The sequence below is a fragment of the Prevotellamassilia timonensis genome, from assembly GCF_021531665.1.
GTDB lineage: Bacteria > Bacteroidota > Bacteroidia > Bacteroidales > Bacteroidaceae > Alloprevotella.
In genome coordinates this window covers 1-2740 of sequence record NZ_JADYUH010000097.1, presented here as the reverse complement: position 1 = coordinate 2740, position 2740 = coordinate 1, and the positions used below count along the sequence as shown (strand labels likewise).

Below are 2740 nucleotides of genomic sequence, written 5' to 3'. Positions count from 1 at the left end.
ATTCATTCGTTCAATTTCTGAACAATTCGTGTTCCAAAAACAAGAATTTTTCTCCATTAATGCCCATTAATTGTCTCATTAAATGCCTCATTAAATTCTGAACATTTCTCGCGTTTCGTGTTCAAAAACAAATTAATGGCTTTTTAATGAATCAAATTTATGAACATTAATGTTTCAAAAAAAGGACCTTTCGTCTCTTTGTCTTTTTGACTCTTAGTCTCTTTGACTCTTTACCTTTCACCCATTCGCGAGATTCGTGTTTCATAAAGGTGAACGTAGCAAAGCGAAAGTTGGTGGCAAAGGAAAGTAGGAGGCAAGTGCCTTTTGGGTTGGCATTTACCTCCTACTGTTTTTTTTCATGTACGTGTCCGAATTTCTTCTTATTTTAACGGATGAACCATTGAATGTCGGAGAGTATCTCTGAGCACGATAATTGCACCGGTCTGTGTGACGGACAGTTCTTTCGCGCAGTCATTTCACCAGCACTTTTCGCACTGTCGCTTCAGCAGCACCTTTCGCGCGGTCACTTCAGCACCTTTCGCGCAGTGCCATCGGAGTAGCGCACGATGACCGCGCCGCGTTGTTTGCCGTTGATTAGTTTGCCATTCAGGTCGTAGCAGCTGACAATGGTGGGTGCAGTCTTGTCTGTCTCCAATTCTTCTATGCCGGTAGGCATAACCACAATTTTATATTCGCTCCAAGGGTCTTGAGCTTGATAGACAGCCTTGGCATACTCGTCCACCACATAGACTGTTTCTAACGGAGTGCCATCAAATATAGATCCTAGCGTGCCGGGAGGTGTGGAGGGGAGCATATAGATGGCGGTCAAACTGCTGCATCCATTGAAGCAGCCATCGACCAAGCTCGTGACGGAGTTGGGAATGGTGATGGCGGTCAAACTGCTGCATTCATTGAAGCAGTATTTTCCCAAACTCTTGACGGAGTTGCCAATGGTGATGGAGGTCAAACTCCGGCAATTCTCGAAACAGCAAACTCCCAAACTCGTGACGGAGTTGGGAATGGTGATGGAGGTCAAACTGCTGCATCCATTGAAGCAGCCATCGTCCAAACTCGTGACGGAGTTGGAAATGGTGATGGAGGTCAAACTCCAGCAACCAGAGAAGCAGCCTTCTCCCAAACTCGTGACGGAGTTGGGAATGGTGATGGAGGTCAAACTGCTGCAATCACGGAAGCAGCAACCTCCCAAACTCGTGACGGAGTTGCCAATGGTGATGGAGGTCAAACCGCTGCAATCAGCGAAGCACTTATCTCCCAAACTCGTGACGGAGTTGGGAATGGTGATGGAGGTCAAACTGCTGCAATTCCAGAAGCACCATTCTCCCAAACTCGTGACGGAGTTGGGAATGGTGATGGCGGTCAAACTGCTGCAATCAGCGAAGCACTTATCTCCCAAACTCGTGACGGAGTTGGGAATGGTGATGGCGGTCAAACTGCTGCACCTCCAGAAGCACCATTCTCCCAAACTCGTGACGGAATATGTGATGCCATTATAAGTCACTGTTTCAGGAATCACTACATCACCGGAGTATTCATTATAATACGAGCCAGGAGAGTCTCCCTTAAAAGTGACCGTAGCCGTCTTGTTGTCTGCATTCAGATCGTAGAAAATGCCATCTACCTCTGCGTCATGAGCCCGGGCAGAAAGGGAAAGACATAAAAGGGTAAGGAGTAAAAAGAATTTGTTCATGTGAATAAATATTAGGATGTGCAACCATTCATTGGCTTGTCTAAAGTCCTAAGTCAATGGGAACGGGCGCGCACCGTGTTAAACAATAGGGAGGCTTGAAGCCTCTGTCTAAAAATCGTTTGCCTTGCCGCCGCGCGATGGGTGACGATGCGAAGGCTTGTGCGTGCGTTGTAAAGTGTCTGTTTCGTGGAGGCGACTGTTCTTTCGCACTGTCACTTCAGCACCTTGCGCGTAGTGCCATCGGAGTAGCGCACGATGACCGCGCCGCGTTGTTTGCCGTTGATTAGTTTACCATTCAGGTCGTAGCAGCCGACAAGGGTGGGTGCAGTCTTGTCTGTCTCCACTTCTTCTATGCCGGTGGGCATAATCACAATCTCATATGCGTTCCAAGGCGCTCGAGCCTGATAGGCAGTCTTGGCATCCTCGTCCACCACATAGACTGTTTCTAACGGACTGCCATCAAATATCCAATCTCCTGTGCTGGGAGGTGTGGAGGGGAGCATATAGATGGAGGTCAAACTGCGGCAATCAGCGAAGCAGTAATCTTCCAAACTCGTGACGGAGTTGGGAATGGTGATGGAGGTCAAACTGCGGCAATCCTTGAAGCAGCCATATCCCAAACTCGTGACGGAGTTGGGAATGGTGATGGCGGTCAAACTGCTGCAATTCGAGAAGCAATACCCTCCCAAACTCGTGACGGAGTTGGGAATGGTGATGGAGGCCAAACTGCTGCAATCAGAGAAGCAGCCATATCCCAAACTCGTGACGGCGTTGGGAATGGTGATGGCGGTCAAACTGCTGCAACCATAGAAGCAGCAATCTCCCAAACTCGTGACGGAGTTGGGAATGGTGATGGAGGTCAAACTGCTGCAACCAAAGAAGCACAGTTGTCCCAAACTCGTGACGGAGTTGGGAATGGTGATGGCGGTCAAACTGCTGCAATCACGGAAGCAGTATTCTCCCAAACTCGTGACGGAGTTGGGAATGGTGATGGCGGTCAAACTGCTGCAACCCCAGAAGCAGCTATTTCCC

At 48.8% G+C, this 2740-nt stretch carries 2 protein-coding genes; both read right to left on the bottom strand.

The features are described from left to right. Window positions 1–523 precede the first annotated feature (523 nt). Window positions 524–1534, bottom strand: coding sequence for a leucine-rich repeat domain-containing protein (locus tag I6E40_RS10465; protein ID WP_235387179.1), 1011 nt, complete (start codon window positions 1532–1534; stop codon window positions 524–526). A 386-nt stretch (window positions 1535–1920) separates the two neighbouring features. After that, on the bottom strand, window positions 1921–2740 hold an 820-nt coding region (locus I6E40_RS10460; protein ID WP_235387178.1), incomplete at its 5' end, for a leucine-rich repeat domain-containing protein.